2 protein-coding genes and 1 pseudogene are annotated in these 2,422 nt (G+C 70.5%); 1 reads left to right on the plus strand and 2 read right to left on the minus strand.

Features of this window, described 5'->3' with window-relative positions; genetic code table 11:
- Positions 1-273, minus strand: a pseudogene (locus ACFR9S_RS12640) (threonine synthase); the annotation flags it as partial.
- 99 nt (positions 274-372) lie between these two features.
- Here ACFR9S_RS12640 and ACFR9S_RS12645 point away from each other — a divergent pair.
- Complete coding sequence (locus ACFR9S_RS12645) at positions 373-2,115, plus strand: PAS domain S-box protein (protein ID WP_379732493.1); 1,743 nt, start codon at positions 373-375, stop codon at positions 2,113-2,115.
- 3 nt (positions 2,116-2,118) lie between these two features.
- Here the strand turns inward: ACFR9S_RS12645 and ACFR9S_RS12650 are convergent.
- Positions 2,119-2,422 (minus strand): universal stress protein (locus ACFR9S_RS12650; protein WP_379818811.1); only part of this gene is annotated, 304 nt, incomplete at its 5' end.

Below are 2,422 nucleotides of genomic sequence, written 5' to 3' on the forward strand. Positions count from 1 at the left end.
CTCGTGTTTGACGTGGACGGTGACGCCCTCGGCGTCGAGCGTCTCGCCGCGGAGCAGCGGCGTTCCGCCGGCCGCGGTCGGCAGCCCCGCCGACGGCTCGGGCCGGTCGACGCCGAGCAGCGGCAGGACGTCCCACATCGACTCGACGCGGTCGGGCCAGGAGTCGGGCACCGACTCGGGGTCGGTGTCGAGCCAGAGCGGTTCGCCGCAGTCACACCGGACCCGGCGCTCGTCGTCGGTTCGGCTCCCGCACTGCCAGCAGACGCGAGACATGGCGGGAGGTCGGCGTGGCGCGTCCAAGAAGGAACCGACCGGCGCGCCCAGACTGCTGGGAGAGCGGCTTATTTATACCGGGCGGCCGGAGATCGCCCCATGCCGACGGCCCCGCTGAGCGAGCTGGTCCCGCTCGACGCGGGCGATCGCCGTATCGACGTGCTCGTCGTCGACGACGACGCCCAGGTCGCCGAGATGACCGCGACGTTTCTCGAACGGGAGCTGGCGGACGCTCGGACGACGACGCTGACGGACCCGGCGGCGGCGGTCCCGACGCTCCGGGAGGAGCGTCTCGACTGTATCGTGAGCGACTTCGACATGCCGCCGTTGTCGGGGCTCGAACTGCTGGAGCGGGTTCGTGGCGCGGGGATCGAGATCCCGTTCGTGCTGTTCACGAGCAAGGGCAGCGAGGAGATCGCCAGCCGCGCCATCTCCGCCGGCGTCGACGAGTACCTCCAGAAGGGCGGGCCGGAGACGTACTCGGTGCTCGCAAACGCCGTCGAGAACCTCGTCGAGAAACACCGAGCCGAACAGGAGGTCCGACAGGGGTACCGCGCGCTCGAGGCCGCCGAGGAGGGGATCGGAATCATCGACGAGGACGGTATCTATCGCTACGTCAACCGGGCGTACGCCGCGATCTACGACCGCGACAGGACCGAGCTGATCGGCGAGCACTGGGAGCTGCTCTACCCCGACGACGAGGCCCAGCGCTTCCACGAGGAGATCCTGCCCCAACTCGAACGGGAGGGGTCGTGGCGGGGGCTCTCGACCGGGCTCACGAGCGCCGGCGAGCGCGTCCCGGAACGGCTCGTGTTGACCCGGATGGAGGGCGGCGGCCACGTCTGTATCGTCGAGGAGGCCAGCCGCGGCCAGCGGGTCGAGGCGCTGTTCAAGCTCTCGCCGGACATCGTCGTCGTCCACGACGCCGACGGCGTCCTGCTGGACGTGAACCGCCGGGCCTGCGAGGAGCTCGGCTACGAGCGCGACGAGCTCGTCGGGATGTCGGTCTGGGAGGTCGACGCGACCGCCGACCCCGAGCGCGCCAAGTCGTTCTGGCAGGAGCTTCCGATCGACACCCCCCGGCGGTTCGAGGGCCGACTCGAACGCGCCGACGGCTCGACGTTCCCCGTCGAGGTACACCTGATCCGGCGGACGGTGAACGGCGAGGACCGCTTCGTTGCCATCGACCGCGACATCACCGAACGCAAGGCCCGCGAGGAGGAGCTGCTCCGCAAGAACGAGCGCTTAGAGGAGTTCTCGAGCGTCGTGAGCCACGACCTCCGGAACCCCCTGCAGGTCGCACAGGGGCGGCTCGAACTGCTCGCCGAGGAGGTCGACAGCGAGCATATCCCGGACATCCGTCGCGCGCTCGACCGGATGGGGACGCTGATCGACGACCTGCTCGCGATCGCACAGGAGGGAACGGACGCGATGGAGTTCGAGCCGGTCGCCGTCGAGTCGATCGCCCGCGAGGCGTGGGCCACCGTCGAGACCGGCGACGCCTCGCTGGTCGTCGAAGAGGATCGCCGTGTCGAGGCCGATCGGGACCAGCTCCGTCAGCTGTTCGAGAACCTGTTCCGGAACAGCGCGGAACACGCCGGTCCCGACTGCACGGTGACGGTCGGCCCGCTCCCGGACGGTTTCTTCGTCGCCGACGACGGTCCCGGCGTGCCCGTGGACGAACGCGAGACGGTGTTCGATCCGGGCTACTCCACCAACCCCCGGGGGACCGGGTTCGGACTGAACATCGTCCGGAGCGTCGCCGACGCCCACGGCTGGACGGTTTCGCTGACGGCGAGCGAGGACGGCGGCGCCCGCTTCGAGATCACGGGCGTCGCGTAGCGATCAGCGCCCGCCCCGGACCGCCACGAGCACCGGCACGTCGACGCTCCGGAGCACCTTCGACGCGACGCTCCCGAGCAGCGCCCGCTTCAGGTCCCCGCGGCCGTGCGAGCCCATCACGACCGCGTCGACGTCGTTCTCCTCGACGTACGTCGCGATCACGCCGGCGGCGCCCTTCTGGGTGGTCTGTTCCACGATGGTCCGCACGTCGGCCTCGGCGTACTCGGCGCTGATCTCGTCGGCCACCTGGTGGACGGCCTCCTCGCCCCGCCGTTCGAGGCGCTCGACGAACCCGGGCTGGAGGCCG

Origin of the sequence: Halolamina salina (assembly GCF_042678005.1) — an archaeon.
GTDB classification, from domain to species: Archaea; Halobacteriota; Halobacteria; order Halobacteriales; family Haloferacaceae; genus Halolamina; species Halolamina salina.

What these genes read in the sequence shown, in the direction of transcription:
- ACFR9S_RS12645 (WP_379732493.1), top strand. Translation starts at nt 373, where the DNA reads ATGCCGACGGCCCCGCTGAGCGAGCTGGTCCCGCTCGACGCGGGCGAT.